The sequence below is a fragment of the Olsenella sp. An188 genome (assembly GCF_002160255.1).
GTDB lineage: Bacteria > Actinomycetota > Coriobacteriia > Coriobacteriales > Atopobiaceae > Thermophilibacter > Thermophilibacter avistercoris.
Genome location: NZ_NFKF01000005.1, coordinates 21,120 through 45,315 on the forward strand (window position 1 = coordinate 21,120; position 24,196 = coordinate 45,315).

Here is a 24,196-nt window from a genome sequence, read left to right on the forward strand (position 1 = left end):
ATGGCCGAGAGGAACCTCGAGGTCGCCATCGCTGCCGGCGGAACCGCCGGCCACATCAACCCCGCGCTCGCCCTCGCGGAGGAGCTGCGCGAGCGCGGTCACCACGTGCGCTTCTTCGGGCAGACGGCCAAGCTCGAGGGGCGCCTCGTCCCCGAGGCCGGCTTCGAGCTGGTCCCGGTCGTCGTGAGCGGCTTCGACCGCTCGCGTCCCTGGACGCTCGCGAGCTCGCTCGTGCGCATGCGGCGCGCGCAGGGCGAGATCCGCGCGCTCTTCTCGCGCGAGGGCGCCCCCGACGTTGCCGTGGGCTTCGGCGCCTACGTGGAGATGGCTCTGCTCAACTGCTGCCACCGCCTCGGCGTGCCCTACGTGCTCCACGAGCAGAACTCGGTGCCGGGCCTGGCCAACAAGGCGCTCGCGCCCCACGCCGCCGCCGTGTGCATCTCGGTGCCGGCCGCCCGCGCCGTCTTCGAGCGCGAGGGGCGGCCCGCGCCCCGGGTGGAGCTCACCGGCAACCCCGTGCGCAGGAGCGTCGTCACGGCGAGCCGCGAGGCGGGCCGCGCCGCGCTCGGCGTGGGCGAGGGGCAGACGGTGCTGCTCGTCTTCGGCGGCTCGCTCGGGGCGGCCCACATCAACGAGGGAGTCGCGCGCCTGAAGGGGGAGCTGCTCTCGCGCGAGGGGCTCGTCGTGGTCCAGTCCACGGGCGCCGAGGGGTTCGACGAGGCCGTGGCGGCCCTCGCGCTCACGCCAGAGCAGGAGCGCCGCTGGAAGGTGCTGCCCTACATCTCGGGGATGGGGGAGGCGCTCGCGGCCGCCGACCTCGTGGTGAGCCGCGCCGGGGCCTCCTCGATCGCAGAGATCGCCGCCCTCGCGGTGCCGAGCCTGCTCGTCCCGTACCCCCACGCCACGGCGGACCACCAGACCACCAACGCGCGCTTCCTCACCGACGCCGGCGCCGCCGTGCTCGTGCCCGACGACAGGATCGATTCCCCCGAGTTCGAGGACGCCCTGCTCGGCCTGCTCGACGACCCCGCCCGCCGCGACGAGATGCGCGCCGCCGCCCGCGGGCTCGGCGGCAGCGACGCCGCCGCCGCGCTCGCCGACGAGGTGGAGGCCGCCGCCCGCCGGTAGGGGCGCTCCGGCCGCCAGAACGTCCGCAACCTGCACACTTCGGATTCACGTGCAGTTTCTGGACGGTTTGGCCGAGAAGAACGTCCGCAACCTGCATGTTCGAGAAGAACGCGCAGGTTCCGGTCGGATTGACCCGCCAGAACGTCCGTAACCTGCACGTGCCCGGAATGCGTGCAGCTTCTGGTCGGTCCGCGTCCCGAAACCGTCCGCAACCTGCACGTGCCGGGCTCACGTGCAGCTTCCGGTTGCTTTGGTCGAGAAGAACGTCCGCAACCTGCACGTTCTTCTCGCCCATGTGGCCTCCGGACGCCCTCGGCCCCGGACCGCCCACGGCTCGCGGGGGTTTTGGGGAGTCCGTGCCCACCGCGCCCAATTGGGATAGAGTAGGGTGTCACGGAAAACCCCGTCGAAAGCGGCTCCCATGCCTGACAAGAGCACCGAGATAGCGAACGTCACAAGCGCCCACTTCATTGGCATCGGCGGCGCCGGCATGAGCGGCATCGCCCTGGTCCTGCACGAGCGCGGCTGCCACGTCACCGGAAGCGACCTCAAGAGCTCCCACTACGTGCGCGAGCTCGAGGCGGCGGGCATCGACGTCACCGTGGGCCACGACGCGGCGACGATAGACGCCGCCTCTCCGCAGGTCGTGGTGACCTCCACCGCCATCCCCGAGACCAACCCCGAGGTCGTGCGGGCCCGCGAGCTCGGCATCCCCATCTGGCCGCGCGCCAAGATGCTCAGCTACCTCTCGGGCTCGCAGCGCACCGTGGCGGTGGCCGGCACGCACGGCAAGACCACCACGTCCTCGATGGTGGCCACGATGCTCGACAAGATGGGCCTCGACCCCTCCTTCCTCATCGGCGGCGTGGTGGAGGGCTACGACACCAACGGCCGCAACGGGTCGGGCGAGCACTTCGTCTGCGAGGCGGACGAGTCCGACGGCTCCTTCCTCTACCTCAACCCGAGCGTGGTGGTCGTCACCAACATCGAGGCCGACCACCTCGACCACTACGGCACGCTCGAGAACATCGAGAGGACCTTCTGCACCTTCATGGGCCTCGTCGGCGAGAAGGGCACGGTCGTCGTGAACGGCGACGTGCCGCACGTGGTCGAGCTCGCGCGCTCCACGGGGCGCCGCGTCGTCACCTACGGCTTTGACCCCTCGTGCGACTACGTGTGCCTGCCCGAGGACGCCCACCACGCCCTCGCCAGCAACTTCTCGGTCACCTGCCGCCCGGGCGCCGGCGAGAGGAGCGTGCACGTGACCATCGCCGCCAACCCCGGCCGCCACAACATGGCCAACGCGACCGCCGCCGTCGCCGTGGCCGACGTGCTCGGCCTCGACCTCGACGCCGCCGCGGCCGCGCTCTCGCAGTTCAAGGGCGCCCGCCGCCGCTTCACCCACGTGGGCGACGTCGCGGGCGTCACCGTGGTGGACGACTACGGCCACCACCCCACCGAGATCTCCGTCACGCTCGCCGCGGCGGCCGACCTGCCCTTCGAGCGCATCGTCTGCGTCTTCCAGCCGCACCGCTACAGCCGCACCCAGGCGCTCGCCGAGGAGTTCGGCACCGCCTTCGACAGCGCCGACGTCCTGCGCGTCATGGACGTGTTCTCCGCCGGCGAGATGCCGATCCCGGGGGTCTCGGGCAAGACGGTCGTGAGCTCGGTGCGCGAGCGCGGGAGCGTGGCCGACGTGGCCTTCGTCCCCAACCGCCGCGCCCTCATCGACGAGCTTTGCGACATCTGCCGTCCCGGCGACCTGCTCATCACGCAGGGGGCCGGCGACGTGACGAGCGTCGGCCCCGCCTTCGTCGAGGCGATGCGCGAGCGCGAGGGGCGCGACTCGTGAGCCTGTTCAACGCCTACATGAGCCTGTCGGGCGCGGTCGACGCGGAGGTGCTGCGCGACGAGCGCCTCTCGCGGCACACGAGCTACCGCATCGGGGGCCCCGCCGCCCTGCTCGCGCGCGTCCACAGCTACGAGGCGCTCGTGCGCGTCCTGGCGACGCTCACGGAGGAGCGCGTCGAGTGGGTCATCCTCGGCAAGGGCTCCAACGTGCTCGCCTCCGACGCCGGCTACGACGGCTGCGTGGTCGTGCTCGACGACGAGTTCGCCCGCATGTCCGTGGACCGCGAGGGGGCCACGATCACCGTGGGCGCGGGCTGCCCGCTCGCGCGGGTGGTGAACGAGGCGCTCAAGTCCGAGCTCTCCGGGCTCGAGTGCTGCGTCGGCATCCCCGGGACGGTGGGCGGCGCGCTCTCGATGAACGCGGGCACCCGCCGCGAGTGGATCGGGCGCCGCGTCCGCGACCTCGTGGTCCTGCGCCCGGGCTGTGGGCTGGCGCGCTACTCCGGAGACGAGGTCGAGTGGGGCTACCGCTCGACCTCCGTCCCCACCAACGAGATCATCCTCGAGGCGACGCTCGCGCTCGAGGGCGCCCCGCGCGCCGACATCGCGCAGGACATGGACGCACGCCTGCGCCGTCGCCGCGGCTCCCAGCCGCTCTCGGCCCCGAGCTGCGGCTCGGTCTTCCGCAACCCGCCCGACCGCTCCGCCGGCGCCCTCATCGAGCTCTGCGGGCTGGCCGGCGAGCGCCGCGGGGGAGCCGAGATCTCCCGCGAGCACTGCAACTTCATCGTCAACCGCGGCGGCGCGACGGCCGCCGACGTCCTCTTCCTGATCAGGCGCGCCCACGACGCGGTCCTCGGGCGCTTTGGCGTCGACCTCGCCTGCGAGGTCAAGCTCCTCGGGTTCTAGGGCGGGCACCCCCATGGCAAGAGACGCGAGCAGGCGGCCCACGCCGCGAGCAAAGCAGCAGCGCGAGCGGCGCCCGTCCCAGGCCCCGCGCGCCGCCTCGGGCCCTGCGCGCCGCCCGAGGAAGGCACCCGCGCCCACCCCCCGCGCCGCGCGCCCGGCCCGCTCCGCCACACCCGACTTCCTGGGGCCCTCCCGCAGGGGCGCCGCCGTCGCGCCCGGCGGCGTCGCGGCAGGGACGCGCCAGGCGCGCGAGCGCCACCAGCGCGGCCAGGCCGCCCGCCTCGTCGCGCTCGTCGCCGGGGCGGCCCTCGCCCTCGCGCTCGTGGGCGTCGTGGCGTTTCTCGCCCTGAGGAGCTCCCCCGTCTTCGAGATCACCTCGGTCGAGGTCGAGCCCACCGAGCACCTCTCCGCCGAGGACATCTCGAGCCTCGTCCAGGTGCCGTCGGGCTCCACGCTGCTCGACGTGGACACCTCCGCCATCGAGGTCTCCCTCAGGAAGAACCCTTGGGTGGGCTCGGTGAGCTTCGAGCGCTCCTTTCCCAACACGCTGAGGATCGTCATCACCGAGCAGAGCGCCGACATGCTCGTGGTCATGAGCTCCGGCTCGGTCGCGTGGTACCTCGGCGACGCCGGGGTGTGGATCGAGCCGACCAAGATCGAGGCGGCCGAGGGCCAGTCGACCGACGATGCCGCCCTCGCGCTCGCGCGCTCCGAGGGCTGCCTGCTCGTCACCGGGGTCCCCTCGACCGTCGACCCCGTGGCCGGGTCCGAGGCGACCGACGAGGTGCTCGACGCGGTGCGGAGCTTCCGCGAGGGCTTCTCGGAGGACTTCGCCTCGAAGGTCGTGTGCTACGTGGCCCCCTCGGACGACGACGTCTCCTGCATCCTCGAGAGCGGCGTCGAGGTGTCGCTCGGGTCCGCGACGGACATCTCCACGAAGGAGGCCGTCGTCGAGAGCGTCCTGGCCGAGCACCCCTCCACGTGGTACCTCAACGTGCGCGTGCCGTCCAACTACACGCTTCGCGACGTGAAGTCAGACAACGTCCAGTCCGGCTCCGGCGTCTTCTCGACGACCGAGGGCGAGGGCTCGACGGACCAGGGCACGGAGGGCGCGGACTCCTCGTCAGCCCCCGGAGGGTCCGAGGGCGAGGCCTCGACGGACGGGGAGCAGGCCTCGGGTGAGGGTTAGTCGACCCCGTCTGCCTGCGGACTCCACAGTTTGCACAAAGTGTTTGACTCCTGACCCTCAAGTGTGCCAATATACATCGCTTTATCCCAAGCATCGGGCTTAACTTGACCTTTAGGGTTTTGCCTACGACGGGATGGGCGGAAAAAACGCAAGAGAGTTGTACGCTCCGAACGACGCACGTAGGTACCAAGGAGGACACGATGATCAAGGACACCGACACCCTCAGCAACTATCTCGCCGTGATCAAGGTCGTTGGCGTGGGCGGCGGCGGCACCAACGCCGTGAACCGCATGATCGAGGAGGGCATCCGCGGTGTCGAGTTCGTCGCCGTCAACACCGACGCGCAGGCCCTCGCCATCTCCGACGCCGACATCAAGGTCCACATCGGCACCGACATCACCAAGGGCCTCGGCGCGGGCGCCAACCCCGAGGTCGGCAAGGAGGCCGCCGAGGACTCCCGCGACGAGATCAAGCAGGCCCTCGCCGGCTCCGACATGGTCTTCATCACCGCGGGCGAGGGCGGCGGCACCGGCACCGGCGCCGCGCCGGTCGTGGCCGACATCGCCAAGAACGACGTGGGCGCGCTCACGGTGGGCGTCGTCACCAAGCCCTTCACCTTCGAGGGCCGCAAGCGCTACAACTCCGCCGCCGAGGGCATCCGCAACCTCTCCGAGAACGTCGACACGCTCATCGTGATCCCCAACGACCGCCTGCTCGACCTCTCCGAGAAGAAGACCACCATGCTCGAGGCCTTCCGCATGGCCGACGACGTGCTGTGCCAGGGCACCCAGGGCATCACGGACCTCATCACCGTCCCCGGCCTCATCAACCTCGACTTCGCCGACGTCTGCACCATCATGAAGGGCGCCGGCACGGCCATGATGGGCATCGGCATCGCCTCTGGCGACAACCGCGCCACTGACGCCGCGGAGGAGGCCATCTCGAGCCGCCTGCTCGAGAGCTCCATCGACGGCGCCACCCGCGTGCTGCTCTCCATCGCAGGCAACAAGGACCTCGGCATCCAGGAGATCAACGACGCGGCCGACCTCGTGGCCAAGAACGTCGACCCCGAGGCCAACATCATCTTCGGCACCGTGGTCGACGAGTCCCTCGGCGACCAGGTCCGCGTGACCGTCATCGCCACGGGCTTCTCAGACTCCAACGTTCAGCAGACGCTGCCGTCCATGACGATGCCCGTCTCCCGCCCGGCCGAGCGCGAGCGTCGCTCCGCCGCGCCGAGCCCTGCGCAGCAGCCGGCGTCCATGCCGATCAACGTGAGCCGCCCGCAGTCCTCCTCGTCCTCCAACGACAAGGAGTTCGACATCCCCGACTTCCTCAAGCGCAGCCGCCTCTAGGATGCCCTCCCTCGAGAGACATCACGTGGGAGGCGTGACCCTGCTCACCGACGAGCACGTCGGGGGCGGGGTCACGTTCGCGTTCACCGAGCGCTCCGGCGGCGTGTCCGAGGGGCCCTACGCGAGCCTCAACCTCGGGACGCGCTGCGGCGACGACCCGGCGGCCGTGGCCGAGAACCGCAGGCGCGCCCTCGCCGCCGTCGGCGCGGGGGAGCTCTCCGCGCGCCTCGTCTGCCCGCACCAGGTCCACGGCGACCACGTCGTGACCGTGCGCTCCGCCGAGGCATCGGCGCTCGCCGCCGCCCGAGTGGAGGCGGAGGCAGGCTGCGACGCCGTCGTGTGCGTGGCGCCGGGGGTCCCCGTCCTCATGTGCTTCGCCGACTGCGTGCCGGTGGTGCTCGCCTGCGAGGGCGGCTTCGCCGTCGTCCACTCCGGGTGGCGCGGCACGATCGCGCGCATCGCCGGCAAGGCGGCCCGGGAGCTGGCGCGTGCCGCCGGCGCGGACGCCTCGGAGCTTCGCGCCTACGTCGGCCCGCACATCCGCGCGCGGGACTACGAGGTGTCCGAGGAGCTCGCGGGGCGCTTCACGGACGAGTTCGGCCCGTCGGTCGTGAGCGGTCGCCAGCTCGACCTCTCCCGCGCCGTGCTCGCGGCGCTCGCCGAGGCGGGCGTCCCCGAGCGGAGCGTGGCGGTGAGCGAGACGTCGACGGCGAGCTCGGGCGGGAGGTTCTTCTCGTACCGTGCCCAGCGCGGCACGTGCGGGCGCCACGGGGCGCTCGCGTTTCTTGGGGAGCGGACGCGCGAGGTGTCCGCCGACGACGAGGGGGAGGCGACTCTTCGATGATCGACGAGGCTGACTACGCCCGCTTCCTCGTGCGGCGGCGCGAGGAGATCCTCGAGCGGATCGGGGCGGCCGCGGCGCGCGCCGGGCGCGACGCGGGGGAGGTCGGCGCGATCGCGGTCTCAAAGACGGTCTCCGAGCGGGAGGTCCTTCTCGCCAGGAGGGCGGGATGGGACGCCTTTGGCGAGAACCGCCCGCAGGAGCTGGTGCGCAAGACGGAGGCGCTCTCGGGCGAGCCGGAGATGGCGGGCGTGCGCTTTGACATGATCGGCAACCTCCAGAAGAACAAGATCAACCAGGTGCTCGGCCGGGCGGACCTCATCCACTCGATCTCGTCCTCGCACCTCGCCGAGGCGGTGTCCACCCGAAGCGCCGCGCGCTCGCTCGTGAGCGACGTGCTGCTCGAGGTCAACGTCTCCGGCGAGGCGTCGAAGTCCGGCTTTGCCCCCGACGACCTGCGCGCCGAGGTCGAGCGCGTGGTCGGGCTCCCGGGGATACGCGTGCGCGGCCTGATGACGATGGCGCCGGCGGGGGACGCCGACGCCGCACGCAGGACGTTCTGCGGCCTGCGCGAGCTCGCCGAGGAGCTGCGCGCGCGGACGGGGCTTTCGCTCGAGGTGCTCTCCTGCGGGATGAGCGACGACTTCGAGCTCGCGGTCGAGGAGGGCTCGACCCTCGTCAGGCTGGGCAGGTGCGTGTTCGACCAGGGCTACGCCCTGAGGTAAGCGTGGGTTCTCGCGCGCGGAGGGCGCGCGGCGAAAAGAAGGAGGAGATATGGGCTTCCTCGACACGATCAAGGAGAAGGTCCTCGGCCAGCAGGGCGACGACTACTACGACGAGGACGACTACTACGACGAGGGCTACGATGACGACGGCGGCTACGAGCGCGATCAGCGCGCCACGCACCGCCGCGACACCGGCTCCAGCCCGCGCCTGCTCGGCACCACGCCGCGCCCCGAGGCCGAGAGCGTCTCGGTCTACACGCGCTCCGGCCGCCCGCTCGCGGCGGACCGCACGCAGCAGACGCGCCCGGTGACGCCCTCGACCTACGCCGCGCCGGCACCGGTCGAGGCTCGCCCGAACCCCTACGACGCCCCCGCCCCCGCGCCGACGCCCGGCGACCTCGGGCCGCGCACCATCTCTCGCGTGGCCTCCGGCCAGCTTCCGCCCTACGTGCTCAAGCCCGTCTCCTACGACGACGTGCAGACCGTCGTGCGCCGCGTGCGCACCAACCAGCCCGTGGTCATCGTGTTCCGCAACACCAACATCGAGACGGCCAAGCGCATCCTCGACTTCTGCTTCGGCTTCTCCTACGGCGTGAACGGAGAGATCGAGGAGCTGGGCGACCGCGTCTTCGCGGTGCTGCCCGCCGGCATCTCCCTCACCGCGACCGACATCGACAAGCTCGTCGCCGACGGCGACCTGGTCCGGTAGGGGTGGTCGGGATGACGGGCGCGCTCGACCTCACGGTCGGCATCGTCGGGGCGGGCTCCATGGGCGGCGCGATCGCGCGCGGCCTGGTGGCGTCTGGGACGCTCGAGGCGGCGCGCGTGCTCGTGGCCGACTTCGACGCCGAGAAGCGCGCGGCGCTCTCGGCGCTCGGCATGCGGGCCTTCGACGGCGCCGAGGCGCTCCTGGCGGAGGGTCCCGACGTGGTGGTGCTCGCGGTCAAGCCGCAGGTGCTCCCCGGCGTCATGGAGCAGGCGGCCCCGCACGTGAGGGGTCGGCTCGCGATCTCGATCGCCGCGGGCGTGCCGCTCTCCGCGCTCGAGGACGCGATGCCGGGCGCGCGCGTGGTGCGCGTCATGCCCAACCTGCCCGTCCAGGTGCGCTCCGGCGCGACGGCGCTCACGGCGGGCTCGCTCGCCACGCCCGAGGACGTCGAGCTCGCCCGCGGGCTCTTCTCGGCCCTGGGGTCGGTCGCGGTCATGCGCGAGGACCAGCTCGACGTCGCCGGTGCCGTCGTGGGCACCGCCCCTGCGTTCTTCTCGCTGTTCGTGGACGAGCTGACGCGCGCGGCGGTGCTGCGCGGCCTGCCGGCCGCGGACGCGCGCCCGATGGTCGAGGCCACGATGCGCGGCTGTGCCGAGCAGCTCCTGAATGAGGGGGTGCATCCGAGGGAATATATGGAGCGCGTGACCTCCCCGGGCGGCACCACCGCCGCGGCCCTGCGCGAGCTCGAGCCCGCGCTCGCCGAGGGGACGTTCGCGGCCGTCGACGCGGCCCTCGCCCGCACGCGCGAGCTCGCGGGCGACCGGTAAAGGACAAGCGAAAGGCCCTCGATTGCTCAACCTCGTCTATCTCATCCAGCGGCTCTTCAACGTCTACGAGGCGCTCATCCTCGTGTGGTGCGTCATGTCGTGGTTCCCGATGCGCCCCGGCGGCCTCGCCGACGACATCCGCGGCGCGCTCGGCATGCTCGTGGAGCCCTACCTCGCGATCTTCCGCCGCTTCATCCCGCCGCTGGGAGGCATCGACTTCTCGCCAGTTGTGGCGATATTGGCCCTAGGCATCATCGAGCGGGTGCTCTTCTCGCTCATTCTGTAGAATCGATAGGGTAGGAGCGCGGCAGCGCCGCGTCACCGCGAACGAAAGGGAACAGGAATGGCAATCACACCCGCAGACATCGAACAGCAGACCTTCTCTCCCTCCAAGCACGGCTACGACACCGAGGAGGTCGACGCCTTCCTCGAGCAGCTCTCCAGCGAGGTCGACGCGATGCTCCAGAAGATCGCCGACCTCAAGGGCCGCCTGACCTCCACCGAGCAGCAGCTTGCTGCCGCCCAGGCGCAGATCGCCAACCTCGAGGAGCGCGGCAGCGCCCCGGCTCCCGCCGTCCCCGCGCCCGCGCCCGCGTCCGACACCATCAGCGCCTCCGAGCGCCAGATCTCCCAGGTGCTCATCGTGGCGCAGCAGTCCGCCGACAAGCTCGTCGCCGACGCGCGCGACAACGCCGAGCGCATCCGCAACGAGGCCGACGCCAAGGCGCGCGAGGTCATCCGCCAGGCACTCGCCGAGAAGCAGAACGAGCTCGACGAGATCGACCGCCTCAAGACCTCCCGCGAGGAGTTCCGCGCCGAGTACAAGCGTCTCCTGCAGCACTTCATGGACGACGCCGAGGCGATGTTCCCCGCGCAGGTGAGCCTTGCCTCCGCGCCCAACGGCTCCGCCGGTGCCACCAGGCCCGAGGTGCCCGTCGCCGCCCCCGCGCCCGTGGCGCCCATCCCCACGCCCGCGCCTGCGGTGAACGCCGCCGACTTCGGGGACCTGGACTAGGCTCCCCGACCCCGCCGCGCCTAGGCGCGGCGTTTGGGCCCGGCCTCGCCCGGGCCTCCCGCACAGTCACCTCTCGTGCCTCGCGTACGACTGCTGGCCCCGGGTCTTGGCCCGGGGCCAGCTTGCGTGAGGCCCCTGCCTCGGCCTCACGAGGGCGCCCCGAGCCCGGCGCCCGAAGGGGTGGCGGGGCCGTAGCGCCTCGGCGCGGGGCCCGGGGCCTCGCGCGTGCGCGGGTCGAGCTCGGGCAGGCGCGCGCGGTGGCGGGCCGGCACGTGGACGCTGCGCAGGTCGTAGCCGCGCTCGTGGGCCCCGCGGCCCGGTAGGCTCACGCGGTCGTAGAAGCGCCCCCAGAGCGCGCGGACGTAGCGCTCGTCCGCCGCGAGGTCCTCCGCCTCGCGCTCGACGAGCCGCCGCGCGAGCCCCTCGTCGAGCCTGACGACGGCGCAGTCGCCCGCGTGCGCCTCGTGGAAGGCGGCGCTGCGGTGGCGGGGGTCCACGAGGCAGAACCGCTCGGGGCCCATGCGCCGCGCGAAGTGGCGCGCCACGAGCGGGACGGTGTCGGCCGCCGGCCCCACGACGGCGAGCCACGACCCGTCCGCGAGGTGCGAGAAGCGGGCGAACTGCCTGGTGCGCTCGACCTCGCCCAGCACCCTCCGGGCAAGCTCGTCCACGGCGAGCACCCGCGCGTCGGTGGCGCGCGCGTGAAGCTCCCGCGGCAGCGAGAAGCCCAGGCGCAGGTAGCGGTGGACCGCCTCGGGCGCCTCCGGGTCGTCCGAGGCGCAGGCGAGCAGCGCCCGCCGTGCGCACTCCCTCCCCGTGGTGCGCGCGAAGGCGCCCAGCACGCGCCGCGAGAGCGCGACCACCTCGTCGCTCGCGTCGTCGAGCGCCCCGACCACGACCTGGCCGATCCTCGGCTGGCACCGGTCCAGGCGGCAGAGCTCGAGGTCGCCCTCCCGCACGTGCGCGAGGTAGCCCGCTCCCACGGAGGCCACGACGCCCTCCGCGCTCGGGCGGCAGGGGAGCAGGACGCCCGCCCCGCCCGCCGCCCCGCGGATGAGCGTGACGGCGCGCCCGACCTCGCCGGGCGTCCCCGCGACCTCAGAACAGCCTGAGCTGGCCTCCCTCAAGCTCCGACCTCCTGCGGTTGTACGCGCTTGACCTGGCATCGCTCACCACCCTCTGCCGTATGAGCCCCGCGTCGAGCGGGCTCTTGTCGTCCCTCTTCCCCCCGCACGTGAGGAAGTGCCGGGCACGCCTGAGCGTGACGCGCAGCGCGCGCAGGTCGTCGAAGGTGACGGGCCCGCGCTCGCGGGCGGCCACGATGCGCCGTGCCCCCACCGGCCCCACGCCCGGGACGCGAAGCAGCAGCTCCAGGGGCGCGTCCATGACCTCCACCGGGAAGCGGTCGAGGTTGCGCAGCGCCCATGCCAGCTTGGGGTCCACCTCGAGGTCCAGCCACGGCTCCTCGGGCGTGACGAGCTCGCCGGGCTCGAAGGCGTAGTAGCGCATGAGCCAGTCCGCCTGGTAGAGGCGGTGCTCCCGTCGCAGCGGCACGGGCGTCCCCACCTCGGGCAGGCGCTCGTCGTCCAGCATCGGCATGTAGGCCGAGAAGAACACGCGCTTGAGGTGGAAGCGGTCGTAGAGCGCCTTGGAGAGCGTGAGGATGCGGTTGTCGTCCTCGGGGGTGGCGCCGACGATGAGCTGCGTGGACTGGCCGGCCGGGGCGAAGGCGCGGCCACGCGGGCCCACGCGCGAGCGGCCGCGCAGGGTGAGGCCGAGCGCCGAGCCCCTCCCGGCCGCGAAGAGCGGCATCGGGGCGGCGGGACCGCCTGCGGCTCCGGTGCGGGGCGCCGCCGCGCCGCCCGCGCCCCTCCCGGCCGGGGCGAGCCTCCCGCCTCGCCTCCCGCGCTCCTCGAGCAGGCGGCCCTCCTCGCGGGAGCGCCCCGAGCTGATCTGCGCCATCGGGGCGAGCACCTGCTCGCGGGTCTTCTCGGGGCACAGGCGCTCGAGGGAGGGCGCGCTCGGCAGCTCGATGTTCACGGAGAGGCGGTCCGCCAGAAGCCCGAGCTCGTACACGAGCTCGGGCGAGGTGCCCGGGATGACCTTGGCGTGCACGTAGCCGTTGAAGCGGAGGTCCTCCCGCAGGATGCGCAGGCACGAGATCATGCGCTCGGTGGTGGCGTCGGCCGTGCCGAGGACCCCGGAGGAGAGGAAGAGCCCCTCGACGTAGTTGCGCCGGTAGAAGTCCACCGTGAGCTCGGCGAGCTCGCGCGGCGCGAAGGTGGCGCGCTCGCAGGAGGCCGAGCTGCGGTTGACGCAGTAGGCGCAGTCGTGCGTGCAGGCGTTTGACATGAGCACCTTGAGCAGCGTGACGCAGCGGCCGTCCGGGGTGAAGGCGTGGCAGCACCCCGCCGGCGTGGCGGCGCCGAGGCCGCCGGCGCGCGGCCCCCGGGCGGAGCCGGACGAGGTGCACGCGGCGTCGTAGCGCGCCGCCTCCGCGAGGATCCCCAGCCTGTCGAGCGTGTCCATGAGCGCCTCCCATCGAACGGGTGTTTGATGGGAGGGTAGCACAGTGAACGGACACATGTTCTTCTCGACGTGGCGAGAAGGGCTGGAGGGGGGTGCGATGTGCGGGAAGGCGCGAGGTGGGCCTGTAAGCCGGGTTCTGTCGTGGGCGGCCATTTATCTAGGACGACCGTCTCCGGTCGCCTCGAGCGCGCAACCCGAGCGCGGTGCGGGCCACACCATGGCGCTCCTATTTGCGTTTGCTCCGGAAGGGGCTTGCCAAGCCGCCGTGTTGCCACGACGCTGGTGGTCTCTTACACCACCGTTTCAGCTTTTCCCTCAACGGGACGTGCCCGCCAGCGGGAGTCTTCTTTTCTGCGGCGCTTTCCGTCGGGTTACCCCGCCCGGCCGTTAGCCGGCTTCCTGCCCTGTGGAGCCCGGACTTTCCTCATGGCGCAGAAGCGCCCCGCGGTCGCCTGGCCCACCTCGCGCAGACGATTCTACCATGAAGCGCGGCGCGCCCCCGCGCGCCTCCTTGGACTACAATACGAACAGAGGAAACGAGAGGCCGCCCCCGACGGCCCGTTCGCTGGAAAGGTTGGTACGTGGGTCTGTTCGACAAGCTGGTCCTCCCGCTCCCGGGACGGGCCAAGCCGACGCTCAAGCCTGTGCCCACCCCCGAGGACCCCCAGGCAGTGCTCGCCCCCGTCACGGGCAGGCTCGTCGCGCTCGACGAGGTGGCCGACCCCGCCTTCGCGCAGGGGATGCTCGGGCGTGGCGTGGGCATCCGCGCGGAGGGGGACGTCGCCTACGCGCCTGTCTCGGGCGTCGTCGCGGCGGACGTCAAGACGAAGCACGCGCTGCTCTTCCGCGCCGACAACGGCGCCGAGGTCCTGCTTCACGTGGGGCTGGACTCGGTGGCCCTGCACGGCGCTGGGTTCAGGACGTTCGTGAGGAAGGGCGAGCGCGTGAGCGCGGGAGCCCCGGTGATGAGCTTCGACCGCGCCCTCATGGCCGAGCGCGGGCTTGACGACACCGTGATGCTCACGGTGACCAACGCAGACGACTTCTCCGCCGTCGAGAGCGTGCGCGCCGAGGGCGAGGTCGACGCCGGCTCGGTCGTGATGCGGTGCGCGCGGTGAGCGCGGGGGGCTACCGCACGCTGAGGGCGGGCCACGAGGCGACCGGAGAGTTCGAGGACCGGCGCAGCCGCTTCATAGCGCAGCTCACGCACGTGGGGACCGAGGCGGAGGCGGACGCGTTTCTCGCCGCAGTGCGGGCGCGCCACCACGACGCGCGCCACAACGTACCCGCGTGGATCCTCGCGGACGGCCGCGAGCGCTGCTCCGACGACGGCGAGCCGAGCAGAACGAGCGGGATGCCCGTGCTCGAGGTGCTGCGCGGGGCGGGTCTGGCGGACGTCTGCTGCGTGGTCACGCGCTACTTCGGTGGCACGCTGCTCGGGCCTGGGGGCCTTGTGCGTGCCTACACGGCGGCGGCCCAGGAGGCGGTGGCTGCGGCCGAGGGGGACGGCGACGTCGTGGAGATGACGCTCGTGGTCCCGGTGACGGTCCAGCTGCCCTATGCGCTCTACGACCGCGTGACGCGCCTGTGCGCGGACGCGGGCGGCAAGGTGTGCGACTCGCTCTTTGCCGAGGACGTGCAGCTCTCGTGCGCGTTTCGCGCGGGCGACGAGGGGCGCTTCGTGGCGGCCGTGCGCGAGCTCGCGGGCGGCGAGGAGCTCGCCCGCGCCGGCGAGGCGCGCTTCTCGGAGTTCTAGGCGCCACGAATCGGGGGTGATTGTGCGTGCGGGCCGCGCCGCGTCGGCCGTCGGTCCCTCCCGTGCCGAAATGCCGTGTGATTGGGTGGCATGTTTGATGCCCGCTTGAGGCCGCGCCCGTGTGACGAGCCCGTGAGCAGGTATTTCTCGCCAGGCCTTTTGCCCGCCGCGCCGCTTTTGGCAAGAGGGGGGGCGATTGGGCGGCCTGATATCAAGGATGCCACCCAATCGCCCCGGTTTTCCGCGCGGGGGTGCGATGCGCGAGCGCGGCCGGCTCAGACGACGAGAAGGGCCCGGGACCGCAGCCGGTCCCGGGCCCGAATGGTCCGGAGGGGGTTGTCCCTTTGTATCACGAGCGCGGGGCCAGGGCGCAGCCCACGTTGGTCCAGGGCTCGACCTCCACGACGGGGGCGCTGTCCCACAGCTCGAGGTACTCGGCCGGCACGAACTCGCGCCTCACCACGACCTCGCCGCCGTAGGTGCGGTACCACTCCGCGCTCGCCACGAGGTAGCCGTCCTTGCAGGAGTCCTCGCCCCAGCTATTCTCGATGCGCCAGGCCACCGGGCGGCCGTCATCGCCGAGCTGTACGCCCTGGAAGGTCATCGCGTGGGTGTTGCGCGTCTCGTGGGCGTCGAGCATGTCCTCGCGGCTCATGGAGAGGTCCACGCCGAAGAGGCCCTCGAAGTCCATGGTGTCGCAGGCCAGCACGCCGGGGAAGTCCTCGATGCGGCGCGGGAACTGCTGGCTCACGTCGCAGGCCATCTCGCACGGCACGCCGGCCCTGAGCGACGCCACCGCCGCGTCCTCCAGCACCTCGAAGGGCACGTTGAGGAACTTCACCGGCACGCCGCCGGCCATCGTGTCCGAGAAGCGCCGGTGGTAGACGGTGCCAAACGGGCGGCTCGCGCCGGGGAGGTGCTCGAGCTGCACGTAGTCGCTCGGGTCAAACGGCACGTAGCGCGCGGCGAACTCCTGCGGCGTGATGCCGCGGTCCACGAGCAGGCGGCGCGGGCCGTCCTTCTCGTCCACCTCGGCGCCCTCCTGCACGACGAGGCGCTCCGGGTCCACCTTGCACGCCTTGCCCACGGGGATCTCGACGTCGATCGTCAGCGGCGGCTCGCCCAGGCACACGGCGAGCACCTGGTGGCACTGCGCCACCATCGAGTCCTTGGCCGCGCGCACCGCGCCCATGTCCGCGCCGCTCGCCACCAGGCGGCGCAGCTCCATCGCGCTCTTGCGGAACAGGCGCTCGAGCTGGGCGTTCATCTGGTCGGCGTCCTTGGTGCAGGCGCTCTCGGGCATGGCGTCCTTGGGCACGAGGCCCCACTTCCTGATGATGTTCATCGCGGCGGGGTAGTAGTTGCCGTCGCCCATCGAGTGCTCCAGCAGGGCGGCCACCTCGCGCGAGTCGCAGGGCAGGTCGGCCGTCTCGATGACGTACTCGAGGCCCACGTTGAACTTCTCGAGCTTGTCGTAGAAGAAGCCGTAGGCCTGCGAGAACTCGAAGTCGTCGACGTCGAGCAGCTCCATCGTGGTCGCGCGCGCCACGTTGAAGGCCGAGAACATCCAGCAGCGGCCGGAGTGGCGCTGGTTGGTGACCTTGCCCGTGCGCTTGCGCGAGACGCCGAAGGTGTCGTGGTAGGTGCGCAGGCGCGCCACGTCGCGGGCGGCGGCGTGGACGTTCATCGAGGTCACGGCGTTTCTCGCCACGCGGTTGGCGCGGTCGGCCGAGAAGGACGCGGTGAGCTCGTTTGCGGTCTTCGGCGCGATGGCGCCGGCGGAGTAGTCGGTCATGCGGTCCTCCCTAGCGCGTGCGGGCGAGCGAGCCCATCGGGTCCCACGGAGCGAGCACGGTGGGCTCCTCGGCCTCGTAGGTTGCGCGCTCCTCGTCGGTCAGGTACTTCTTGTCAACCACGACCTGGTAGACGTACTCGTCGAACCAGGCGTCGGAGAGGGTGTCGAAGCCGTTGCGGCCGTGGTCGGCGCCCCAGCTGTTCTCGACCTTCCAGAGCGTGGGGTGGCCGGCCTCGTCGAGGTTCACGCCCTCGAGCACCATCGCGTGGGTCATGAGGGACTCGCCGTAGTCCAGGCGCTCGGCACGGTCCATGCAGGCCTCGACCTCAAAGCCGAAGAGCGCGTCCACGTCCAGCGCGGCCGTGTCCATGATGCCCTCCTCGCGCAGGTAGCTCTGGCCCACGTCGCAGCCAAACCAGACGGGCAGGTCATCGCGCAGCTGCGCCACCGCGCACTCCTTGAGGCGCTCGATCGGGAGGTTGAGGTAGCGCACGCCGCCGTCCTCCACCACGTTGCCCAGGCGGCTCACGGTGTAGGTGCGTCCGAAGGGCTTGTCGGCGGTGGGGGCGGAGATGAGGCTCACGTAGTCGTCCACGTTCATGCCCACGGCCTGCGCGAAGAACTCGGCAGGCGTGAAGGTTCCGGAGAGGGCGAGCTTGTCGTCCTTGTCGCGCAGGCGCACCTCGAAGGACGCGGGCGGCTCGCCGAGGCAGGTCACCAGCAGGTGGTAGACGTCGCCCATCATCTCCTTCTTCATCTCGGCGAGGTCCTCGCGGCCCACGCCGGCCTCGGCGCTCTGGCGAAGCCTCTTGGCGGCCCCGCGCAGGTAGCGCGTGAGGTAGCTGTCCATCTCGTGGGTGTTGCGCGAGCAGGCGGTCTCCGGCATGGCCTCCTTGGGCACCACGCCGTACTTCCTGACGAGGCTGCGGAACATGTCCCACTGGCCGCCGTCGCCGATGGGGTCGGCGAGCAGGTAGCTCACGAGGCGGCCGTCGAGCGGCTCGCCCAGCGTGTCCAGGACGTTCTCGAAGAACCAGTTGCTCTTCTCGAGCTTGTCCCAGAACAGCGGGTAGGCCTGGGAGAGCTCGAAGGTCTTGAGGTTGTACCTCTTGATGACGCGGTAGCGCATGGTGTTGAGGCTCGCGAACATCCAGCAGCGGCCGGAGCGCTCCTGGTTGCAGCGCTCGCCCTGGCTGACCTCGACGTCAAAGGTCATGGCGTTTCTCGCCACGCCCTCGGGAACGCGCGCGGCGGCGCGGATGCCGCTTGCGCTCACGGCGTTCTTGGCGACGACGTTGGCGCGCTCGGCGAAGAAGTCGGCACGGGCGGCCGCCAGGTCGTCGGCGGTGACGGACGTCATCTCGTCCATGGGTCCCTCCTGTTCCGTGGTTGGCTTTGAACGCGTTCGAGCATAGCACTCGGGCCGGACGTTTTTCTCGCCGCGCTCCCCGGGGGCTCCCGTCCCGGCCGACCTGCTAGAATCTGGCGAGAAGAACGAGGTCGCGGCAGGGGAGAGGTCTGGCATGGCTACGTCGCTCGAGGCGCGCCTGGCGCGCGAGCTGCCCGGATACGCCCGTCGCGTGGTGGGCGCGCTCGAGGCGGCCGGGTACGAGGCCTGGGTCGTGGGCGGCTGGGTGCGCGACGCGCTGCTCGGCCGGCCCGGCCACGACGTGGACGTGACCACCTCGGCGCCGTGGCCCGAGACCGCCCGCGTGCTGCGCGCGGCCGGGATCGCCGTGCACGAGACGGGCACGGCCCACGGTACCGTCACGGCCGTGGCGGACGGACGTCCTGTTGAGACGACCACCTACCGCGTCGAGGGGGGCTACTCCGACCACCGCCACCCCGACGAGGTGCGCTTCGTCACGGACGTGCGCGAGGACCTCGCGCGGCGCGACTTCACCGTCAACGCCATGGCCTTCCACCCCGAGCGAGGCCTTCTCGACCCCTTTGGCGGCGAGAAGGACCTGGCGGCGCGCGTGATCCGTGCGGTGGGGGAGCCCGAGCGGCGCTTTGGCGAGGACGCGCTGCGGGTGCTGCGCGCGGTGCGCTTTGCGTGCCGGCTGGGCGCGACCATCGAGCCGGCCACGCAGGCCGCGCTCGAGACGTGCGCGGGTGGTCTGGCGGACATCGCGAGCGAGCGGATCGGCCAGGAGCTGGACGGGATCCTCTCCACGGGGCGCGCGGCCTGGGCGCTGCGCAGCGAGTTCGTCGTGATGGCGGCCGCGGTGCCGGAGCTCGCGCCGATGGCCGGCTTCGACCAGAGGAGCCCCTACCACGCCTACGACGTGCTCGAGCACACGGCGCGCGTGTGCGCGGGCGTGGAGGAGTTCGCCGGCGGGATGGCTCCCGCGGCCCTGAGGTGGGCGGCCTTGCTGCACGACGTCGCCAAGCCGGCCTGCTGGAGCGAGGACGTCTCCGGGCGGGGGCACTTCTTCGGGCACCCGGAGGCCGGCGCGCGCGTGGCGCGCGAGGTGATGGGGAGGCTCGCCGTTCCGGGCGAGGTGACGCGGGCGGCCTCCGCGCTCGTCCTCCTGCACGACCTGGAGGTCAGGCCGACGCGTGCGTCCATGCGACGGATGCTCGCCGAGCTGGAGGCCGCGGCGCCGGGGCAGGCCCGGCCGCTCGCGTTTGCGCTTCTCGACCTCAAGCGCGCCGACGCGCTGTCCAAGGCGCCCGCGTGCAGGGGCTACGCCGTGGAGCTCGACCGCATGGGCGCGGCGCTTCGCGAGGAGCTCGCGGCCGGCGGCGTGTGGCGGGTGCGCGACCTGGCGGTGGGCGGCGCCGACGTGATCGCCGAGCGCGGCGTTGAGCCGGGACCGGGCGTGGGCATGGTGCTCGCCCAGCTGCTCGCGGCCGTCATGGAGGGCGAGGTCCCCAACGAGCGCGCGGCGCTTCTCGCCTGGCTGCGCTGGTAGGGGGCCGTCGCGCCCGTCTTGGCTTGGCGGCGCTCCGAGCTCTGACTTATGCACGAGCAAAAGTCGCTTCTCGCCTGGCGAGAAGAACCATGCAACTCGTTTACCTGCACTTATACGATATTGAATCACCAAAGTCCGAGTTTTGCTCGAGCATAAGTCGGAGTTCGGGCGTGCGGGGAGGCGGCCGTGGCGTCCGCGGCGCCCCGCGGGCACAATCTCTCCAAAATTCTCGGTTGCATGCCGCGACGGAATGCCGTATAGTACTTCCTCGCGCTGAGAGGCGCACGAAATGGCAAATTGGGACTTCGTCTAGTGGTAGGACAGCGGATTCTGGTTCCGTCAACGGGAGTTCGACTCTCTCAGTCCCAGCCATTTTGCCTTCTCAATTGCATATGTGGCCCGTTCGTCTAGCGGTTCAGGACGCCGCCCTCTCAAGGCGGAGATCACCAGTTCGAATCTGGTACGGGCTACCATTTGGCCCGTTCGTCTAGCGGTTCAGGACGCCGCCCTCTCAAGGCGGAGATCACCAGTTCGAATCTGGTACGGGCTACCAAAACAGACTTCGGCGAACACCGTTTTACCTGCGGTTTCGCCGATTTTTTTGTCCAAATTTGGCCCAAAGCCGAGCCTGTCCGAACCAGCTCTCCACGGAATCTGCACCCGGGCGCGTCTGTTCGTCGGCCCATCTGGCGGCAACCCCGCGCGATTGGGTGGCATCCTTGATGTCCAGAGCCGCGCTCCTGCCCCGAGTGCCCTCCCGGCGGGGCGAGATACCACCTTTTCGACGCGATTGGGCGTCATGCTTGATGCAGCTCGGGGGAGGGCATCAAGCATGCCACCCAATCGCACGCTGGTTCTGCCAGCTTGTGCGTCTCCGGAAGCGCGGGGGAGGCCAAACACCCAATCGGGCCCTGTTTATGGCAGCGCGGTCACCCCGTGTGGCGTCACGGTCACCCCGTGTAGCAGCGCAGTCGCCTCGCGGCTCGGCGCGGTCGCCCCGTGTGGCGTCACGGTCGCCCCGCGCGGCCGGCCGCGTCCTACCCGCACGCCCCACAGCGCGCGCAGGCGGCCTGGGCGCTCGGCGTCACGGCGAGCCCGCCGCGCGCGGTCTCGCGCAGCCTCGACGGCAGCGAGTGGCCCACCTCGGCCATGGCGTGGACGACCTCGTCGAAGGGCACGAGGGAGCGCACGCCCGAGAGCGCGAGCTGCGCGCTCGAGAACGCCGCCGCCACGCCGATGGCGTTTCTCGCCTGGCAGGGGACCTCGACGAGGCCGCCCACCGGGTCGCACACCAGGCCCAGCAGGTTGGAGATCGCAAGCGAGCTCGCCGTGAGCGCCTGCTCCGGCGTGCCGCCGAGCAGCTCCACGAGCGCCGCTGCCGCCATGGCCGCCGCCGAGCCCACCTCGGCCTGGCAGCCCCCCTCGGCGCCGGCCACGCAGGCGTGCGTCTGGATGTTGAGGCCCACCGCCGCGGCGCACCACAGCGCCGAGGCCACGTCCTTCTCGCCGGCGCCCACGGCGTCGGCCACGGCGAGCACGCAGCCCGGCACCACGCCGGCCGAGCCCGCCGTCGGGGCCGCAACGATCACGCCCATGGCGGCCGAGCGCTCCAGCACCGCCATCGCGCGCGCCACGGCGTCGGTCTGCGTGTCGCCGAGAAGCGCGTGGCCCCAGCGCCCCTTGCCCGCGTCTACGAGCCGCGCCTCGCCGCCGATGAAGCCGCCCAGCGACCGCGCGGGGCGCTCGATCGGCGCGGTGGTCTCCTCGCGCATGACCTCGATCACGCGCCGCATCGACGCCTCGGCGCGCCCGGCGCCGGACAGGCCCTCCTCGCGCAGCTCCATCACGCCGCCGATGGACAGGCCGCGCTCCCCGCAGGCCGCGAGCAGCTGCGCGCCGTCGTCGAAGAGCTCGGCCGCCGTCACGCCCGGCGCCGTCGCCGAGGCCGAGCCCGGGACGGAGATGAAGGTCGCGAAGTCAACGTCGCGCAGGTTGCGGACCATGGGCAGCACGCCGTCGGCCGGGGCGCCGTCGGTCTCGAAGACCGAGTAGGCGCGCCCGCCCTGCTCGGTGCGGTAGGTGCGGCAGAAGGCGATGTTGACCTCGGCCATGGCGAGCAGGTGCGTGAGGGACGCCAGGATGCCCGGCGCGTCGCGGTGCGCCACGAACAGCGTCGCGTAGGCGCCGGTGATGTCCACGCCCACGCCGTCTATCCTGCTGATGCGCATCTTGCCGCCGCCGAGGCTCTCGCCGCGGACCTGGCAGCGCGCGCCGGACTCGTCCGCCATGTCGATGTCCACGGTGTTGGGGTGGACCGACGAGTCGTCGGGCGCCTCCTCGAAGGAGAAGTCCAGCCCGGCCTCGCGCGCCAGGTCGAAGGCGTCGCGGATGCGCTCGTCGTCGGTGTCGAGGCCGAGGATCCCGGCCACCAGGGCGCGGTCGGTGCCGTGCCCGCGGTAGGTGTGGGCGAAGCTGTTCCACAGCGTGAAGCGAACGCGCACGATCCGCCCCTCCAGAAGCGAGGCGGCCACGCGCGCGCAGCGCAGGGCGCCCGCGGTGTGCGAGGAGGAGGGGCCGACCATCACGGGGCCGAGGACCTCGAAGGCCGAGGTGGTGGCGAGGGTCTGCGGGCGGGAGGGCATGGCTGCTCCTTTGCGGTCGCGCGGGCGGCGCCCCGGGGCGCGTCGGCGTGGCCGCGCCGCGGGTTCTTCTCGCCCTAGCTTACGTCAAGTGCGCCGTGCCGTGTGTAAGGGTCGCGCGTGCCGGCGAGAAGGACCGCGGGCGCGCATGCGATGTTTCCGTTTGCGCACGTTCTTCTCGCCGTGCCGGACGCCCGCGACCGGGGTGGATAAGATACCCAAGTCGCATCATCTGGCAAGAAGGAGGACCGATGGATCCCACAGAGCTCGTCAAGCTCCTCGGAATCGTCATCGTGGTGGTCGGGTTTGCCCTCAAGCTCGACTCCATCCTCATCATCATGGTGGCTGCCGTCGCAACTGCCGTGGTGGGCGGGATGGACCCGGTGGGATTCCTCGACACGCTCGGCGAGAGCTTTGTCTCCAACCGAAGCATGTGCATCTTCATCATGACGTTTGTGCTCACGGGCACGCTGGAGCGAAACGGCCTGCGCCAGGCCGCCGCGGCGCTCATCCGCAAGCTCAGGAACGCCACGTCGGGCATCATCGTCTCCGCCTACGGCCTGGTGCGCGTGGCCTTCGCCGCGTTCAACATCAACTTCGGCGGCGTGGCCGGCTTCATCCGCCCGGTCATCATGCCCATGGCGCAGGCGGCGGTGGAGCGCGACGGGAACAAGATCTCCGACAAGCACCTCGAGGAGCTTAAGGGCATCTCGGCCGGCATGGACAACGTGGCGTGGTTCTTCGGCCAGGTGCTCTTCGTGGGCGGCTCGGGCGGCCTGCTCGTGCAGGGGACCCTCGCGGGCCTCGGCTACGACGTGAGCCTCGTGGACCTCGCCGCCGTGCAGGTGCCGGTGGCCGTCGTCGCCATGCTCGTCGCCATCGTCTACTACAACCTGATCGACCGCAGGCTCATGCGTCGCCGCGAGCGCGTCCTGGCGGCCGCCGCGGGCGAGAAGGACGCCGCGGGCGAGAAGGGCGCCGAGCCCGTCGCAGCGTCCGAGCCCGACGCGCCCACGGACGCCGAGAAGGGCGGTGAGCGCTGATGGCCGAGTTCGTCCAGTTCTTCCAGAGCGCCGACGTCACGCTCTCCGACAAGCTCCTCGAGGTCGCCTACATCGTGATGGGCCTCATCGCGGTCTACGCGGGCATCCGCAACGCCACCGACCGCACCAACCCCAAGCGCCTGGGCACCGCCATCTTCTGGGTGGTGTGCGGCATGCTCTTCGTGGTGGGCCGCTGGGTGCCGACCACCGTGGCGGGCGCCCTCGTGGTCATCATGGTGATCCCGGCCATCTGCAAGCAGGTGGGCCGCGGCACCGGCGACGAGCCCACCGCCGAGGAGATGCAGGGCAACTTCGAGAAGATCGGCATGAAGCTCTTCATCCCGGCTCTCTCGCTCGGCGTCATGGCGCTCGTGTTTGCCCTGTTCACCAACATCAGCTCGCTCGTGGGCCTCACCTTCGGCGTGGTGGTGGGCGGCCTGCTGCTCTTCGCCTACTCGCACAAGAACACCCCGCGCGTCTTTCTCAACGACACGCGCCGCATGCTCGACGCGGTGGGCCCGCTCTCCATGCTGCCGATCCTGCTGGCGGCGCTCGGCTCGATCTTCACCGCCGCGGGCGTGGGCGACGTGATCTCCCACATCGTCTCGGGCGTCATCCCGCAGGACAACGTCGTGGTGGGCCTCGTCGTCTACGCCGTGGGCATGGCCGTCTTCACGATGGTCATGGGCAACGCCTACGGCGCCATCACGGTGCTCACGGTGGGCATCGGCGCGCCCTTCGTGCTCTCGCTCGGCGCCGACCCGGCGCTCGTGGGCTCGGTTGCGCTGACCTGCGGCTTCTGCGGCACGCTCATGACTCCGATGGCGGCGAACTTCAACATCCTGCCCGTCGCCATCCTCGAGATGAAGGACGACTACGGCGTCATCAAGAAGCAGGTCCCCATCGCGCTCATCATGCTGGTGGGACAGATCGCCTACATGATCGCGTTCGGCCTGTAGGACACGAG

General features: G+C 71.4%; 21 protein-coding genes, 3 tRNA genes and 1 other RNA gene. 19 read left to right on the forward strand and 6 right to left on the reverse strand.

From position 1 onward, the window contains the following. The 11 genes from B5F23_RS06385 (at position 1) to B5F23_RS06435 (ending at position 10,549) form a co-directional block, all read left to right on the forward strand. Positions 1–1,128 carry a UDP-N-acetylglucosamine--N-acetylmuramyl-(pentapeptide) pyrophosphoryl-undecaprenol N-acetylglucosamine transferase gene (locus tag B5F23_RS06385; RefSeq protein ID WP_087352927.1) on the forward strand — a complete coding sequence of 376 codons (1,128 nt, stop codon included), beginning with the start codon at positions 1–3 and terminating at the stop codon, positions 1,126–1,128. 421 nt (positions 1,129–1,549) lie between these two features. Beyond that, a complete protein-coding gene (murC, locus tag B5F23_RS06390; RefSeq protein ID WP_087352930.1) occupies positions 1,550–2,980 on the forward strand; it encodes a UDP-N-acetylmuramate--L-alanine ligase in 1,431 nt (476 codons plus the stop codon). Further along, positions 2,977–3,888 (forward strand): UDP-N-acetylmuramate dehydrogenase, encoded by a 912-nt coding sequence (murB, locus tag B5F23_RS06395; protein ID WP_087352932.1) that lies wholly within the window; start codon positions 2,977–2,979, stop codon positions 3,886–3,888. The genes murC and murB overlap by 4 nt, the downstream gene beginning before the upstream one ends. 13 nt (positions 3,889–3,901) lie before the next feature. Further along, positions 3,902–5,077 carry a cell division protein FtsQ/DivIB gene (locus B5F23_RS06400; protein WP_087352934.1) on the forward strand — a complete coding sequence of 392 codons (1,176 nt, stop codon included), beginning with the start codon at positions 3,902–3,904 and terminating at the stop codon, positions 5,075–5,077. A gap of 200 nt (positions 5,078–5,277) precedes the next feature. Next, positions 5,278–6,432 carry a cell division protein FtsZ gene (gene ftsZ / locus B5F23_RS06405; RefSeq protein ID WP_206392306.1) on the forward strand — a complete coding sequence of 385 codons (1,155 nt, stop codon included), beginning with the start codon at positions 5,278–5,280 and terminating at the stop codon, positions 6,430–6,432. A gap of 25 nt (positions 6,433–6,457) precedes the next feature. Continuing rightward, positions 6,458–7,276 (forward strand): polyphenol oxidase family protein, encoded by an 819-nt coding sequence (locus tag B5F23_RS06410; RefSeq protein WP_342586920.1) that lies wholly within the window; start codon positions 6,458–6,460, stop codon positions 7,274–7,276. Beyond that, a complete protein-coding gene (locus tag B5F23_RS06415) occupies positions 7,273–7,998 on the forward strand; it encodes a YggS family pyridoxal phosphate-dependent enzyme (protein ID WP_087352938.1) in 726 nt (241 codons plus the stop codon). Before B5F23_RS06410 ends, B5F23_RS06415 begins: the two co-directional genes overlap by 4 nt. Positions 7,999–8,047: 49 nt before the next feature. Then, positions 8,048–8,707 (forward strand): cell division protein SepF, encoded by a 660-nt coding sequence (locus B5F23_RS06420; RefSeq protein ID WP_087352941.1) that lies wholly within the window; start codon positions 8,048–8,050, stop codon positions 8,705–8,707. Positions 8,708–8,718: 11 nt separating this feature from the next. After that, positions 8,719–9,534, forward strand: coding sequence for a pyrroline-5-carboxylate reductase (proC, locus tag B5F23_RS06425; protein ID WP_087352942.1), 816 nt, complete (start codon positions 8,719–8,721; stop codon positions 9,532–9,534). A 22-nt stretch (positions 9,535–9,556) separates the two neighbouring features. Continuing rightward, the gene (locus B5F23_RS06430; protein WP_087352944.1) at positions 9,557–9,820 is read left to right on the forward strand and encodes a YggT family protein; all 264 of its coding nucleotides are present in this window, start codon (positions 9,557–9,559) and stop codon (positions 9,818–9,820) included. A gap of 57 nt (positions 9,821–9,877) precedes the next feature. Continuing rightward, a complete protein-coding gene (locus B5F23_RS06435; RefSeq protein ID WP_087352945.1) occupies positions 9,878–10,549 on the forward strand; it encodes a DivIVA domain-containing protein in 672 nt (223 codons plus the stop codon). A 146-nt stretch (positions 10,550–10,695) separates the two neighbouring features. Here B5F23_RS06435 and B5F23_RS06440 read toward each other — a convergent pair whose 3' ends face one another. The 3 genes from B5F23_RS06440 to rnpB form a co-directional block, all read right to left on the reverse strand. Continuing rightward, entirely contained in the window at positions 10,696–11,676 is a 981-nt protein-coding gene (locus B5F23_RS06440) for a TIGR03915 family putative DNA repair protein (protein ID WP_158096136.1), read from the reverse strand. Beyond that, positions 11,648–13,078, reverse strand: coding sequence for a putative DNA modification/repair radical SAM protein (locus tag B5F23_RS06445; RefSeq protein ID WP_087352950.1), 1,431 nt, complete (start codon positions 13,076–13,078; stop codon positions 11,648–11,650). The genes B5F23_RS06440 and B5F23_RS06445 overlap by 29 nt, the downstream gene beginning before the upstream one ends. Before the next feature lie 109 nt (positions 13,079–13,187). Next, positions 13,188–13,542: RNase P RNA component class A (gene rnpB / locus B5F23_RS06450), an RNA gene on the reverse strand. 117 nt (positions 13,543–13,659) lie between these two features. Between rnpB and B5F23_RS06455 the strand changes: the two genes are divergently transcribed. After that, entirely contained in the window at positions 13,660–14,196 is a 537-nt protein-coding gene (locus B5F23_RS06455) for a PTS sugar transporter subunit IIA (RefSeq protein ID WP_158096137.1), read from the forward strand. Further along, complete coding sequence (locus B5F23_RS06460) at positions 14,193–14,834, forward strand: IMPACT family protein (RefSeq protein ID WP_087353157.1); 642 nt, start codon at positions 14,193–14,195, stop codon at positions 14,832–14,834. Before B5F23_RS06455 ends, B5F23_RS06460 begins: the two co-directional genes overlap by 4 nt. A gap of 349 nt (positions 14,835–15,183) precedes the next feature. On the opposite strand, the gene B5F23_RS06465 is transcribed toward B5F23_RS06460, so the two are convergent. Together B5F23_RS06465 and B5F23_RS06470 are read right to left on the reverse strand one after the other, a co-directional pair. Further along, on the reverse strand, positions 15,184–16,629 hold the full coding sequence (locus B5F23_RS06465) for an aminopeptidase C (protein ID WP_087352954.1): 1,446 nt from the start codon (positions 16,627–16,629) through the stop codon (positions 15,184–15,186). Between the two features lie 10 nt (positions 16,630–16,639). Then, on the reverse strand, positions 16,640–17,998 hold the full coding sequence (locus B5F23_RS06470) for an aminopeptidase C (RefSeq protein ID WP_087352955.1): 1,359 nt from the start codon (positions 17,996–17,998) through the stop codon (positions 16,640–16,642). Positions 17,999–18,152: 154 nt separating this feature from the next. On the opposite strand from B5F23_RS06470, the gene B5F23_RS06475 reads away from it, so the two are divergent. The 4 genes from B5F23_RS06475 to B5F23_RS06490 all read left to right on the forward strand — a co-directional run bounded on the left by B5F23_RS06475 (position 18,153) and on the right by B5F23_RS06490 (position 20,100). Then, on the forward strand, positions 18,153–19,547 hold the full coding sequence (locus B5F23_RS06475; RefSeq protein WP_087352957.1) for a CCA tRNA nucleotidyltransferase: 1,395 nt from the start codon (positions 18,153–18,155) through the stop codon (positions 19,545–19,547). A 298-nt stretch (positions 19,548–19,845) separates the two neighbouring features. Further along, positions 19,846–19,919 (forward strand) — tRNA-Gln (locus B5F23_RS06480). 24 nt (positions 19,920–19,943) lie between these two features. After that, positions 19,944–20,020, forward strand: a tRNA-Glu gene (locus tag B5F23_RS06485). A 3-nt stretch (positions 20,021–20,023) separates the two neighbouring features. Beyond that, a tRNA-Glu gene (locus B5F23_RS06490) sits at positions 20,024–20,100 on the forward strand. 484 nt (positions 20,101–20,584) lie between these two features. Here B5F23_RS06490 and sdaAA read toward each other — a convergent pair. Continuing rightward, positions 20,585–22,189: an L-serine ammonia-lyase, iron-sulfur-dependent, subunit alpha gene (sdaAA, locus tag B5F23_RS06495; protein ID WP_087352959.1), complete on the reverse strand. Its 1,605-nt coding sequence runs from the start codon at positions 22,187–22,189 to the stop codon at positions 20,585–20,587. 248 nt (positions 22,190–22,437) lie between these two features. On the opposite strand from sdaAA, the gene B5F23_RS06500 reads away from it, so the two are divergent. Beyond that, a complete protein-coding gene (locus B5F23_RS06500; RefSeq protein WP_087352961.1) occupies positions 22,438–23,229 on the forward strand; it encodes a 5-oxoproline transporter, DUF969 family subunit in 792 nt (263 codons plus the stop codon). Continuing rightward, a complete protein-coding gene (locus B5F23_RS06505; RefSeq protein ID WP_087352963.1) occupies positions 23,229–24,188 on the forward strand; it encodes a DUF979 domain-containing protein in 960 nt (319 codons plus the stop codon). The genes B5F23_RS06500 and B5F23_RS06505 overlap by 1 nt, the downstream gene beginning before the upstream one ends. The last annotated feature ends 8 nt before the right edge of the window (positions 24,189–24,196 follow it).

Coding starts and splice junctions, on each gene's coding strand:
- B5F23_RS06385 (WP_087352927.1), top strand. CDS start 1: ATGGCCGAGAGGAACCTCGAGGTCGCCATCGCTGCCGGCGGAACCGCC.
- murC (WP_087352930.1), top strand. CDS start 1,550: ATGCCTGACAAGAGCACCGAGATAGCGAACGTCACAAGCGCCCACTTC.
- B5F23_RS06400 (WP_087352934.1), top strand. CDS start 3,902: ATGGCAAGAGACGCGAGCAGGCGGCCCACGCCGCGAGCAAAGCAGCAG.
- ftsZ (WP_206392306.1), top strand. CDS start 5,278: ATGATCAAGGACACCGACACCCTCAGCAACTATCTCGCCGTGATCAAG.
- B5F23_RS06415 (WP_087352938.1), top strand. CDS start 7,273: ATGATCGACGAGGCTGACTACGCCCGCTTCCTCGTGCGGCGGCGCGAG.
- B5F23_RS06420 (WP_087352941.1), top strand. CDS start 8,048: ATGGGCTTCCTCGACACGATCAAGGAGAAGGTCCTCGGCCAGCAGGGC.
- proC (WP_087352942.1), top strand. CDS start 8,719: ATGACGGGCGCGCTCGACCTCACGGTCGGCATCGTCGGGGCGGGCTCC.
- B5F23_RS06435 (WP_087352945.1), top strand. CDS start 9,878: ATGGCAATCACACCCGCAGACATCGAACAGCAGACCTTCTCTCCCTCC.
- B5F23_RS06445 (WP_087352950.1), bottom strand. CDS start 13,078: ATGGACACGCTCGACAGGCTGGGGATCCTCGCGGAGGCGGCGCGCTAC.
- B5F23_RS06465 (WP_087352954.1), bottom strand. CDS start 16,629: ATGACCGACTACTCCGCCGGCGCCATCGCGCCGAAGACCGCAAACGAG.
- B5F23_RS06470 (WP_087352955.1), bottom strand. CDS start 17,998: ATGGACGAGATGACGTCCGTCACCGCCGACGACCTGGCGGCCGCCCGT.
- B5F23_RS06475 (WP_087352957.1), top strand. CDS start 18,153: ATGGCTACGTCGCTCGAGGCGCGCCTGGCGCGCGAGCTGCCCGGATAC.
- sdaAA (WP_087352959.1), bottom strand. CDS start 22,189: ATGCCCTCCCGCCCGCAGACCCTCGCCACCACCTCGGCCTTCGAGGTC.
- B5F23_RS06500 (WP_087352961.1), top strand. CDS start 22,438: ATGGATCCCACAGAGCTCGTCAAGCTCCTCGGAATCGTCATCGTGGTG.
- B5F23_RS06505 (WP_087352963.1), top strand. CDS start 23,229: ATGGCCGAGTTCGTCCAGTTCTTCCAGAGCGCCGACGTCACGCTCTCC.